Source organism: Mesorhizobium sp. WSM4844 (assembly GCF_055811775.1).
The window spans coordinates 1-239 of the sequence record NZ_JBVVQB010000233.1 but is presented as its reverse complement, the minus strand read 5'-3'; the positions used below and the strand labels follow the sequence as shown (position 1 = coordinate 239).

Genomic DNA, 239 nt, shown 5'->3' with positions numbered 1-239 from the left:
CGGACGCAAGCCTCGAACGCGGCCAGATCGTGCCACACGTCGATCGGCATCTGCGCCGGCGTCACCAGCGGGCAGCCATGCAGCTCCAGCGCGTGGATCATCATGAGATTGTCGACGAGGCCAAAATCCTCGACCGTCAGTCCCTGCGCGTCGACCAGCCGCCCATCCTCGGACGTCACGTCCATGAAGCGGCCGACACGGTCGGCATAGGCGGCGCCGTCATTGGAATAGGCCAGGCA

At 65.7% G+C, this 239-nt stretch carries 1 pseudogene; it reads right to left on the bottom strand.

What is annotated here, in order from left to right:
- Window positions 1-239, bottom strand: a pseudogene (locus AC0L2A_RS36565) (nucleoside 2-deoxyribosyltransferase); the annotation flags it as partial.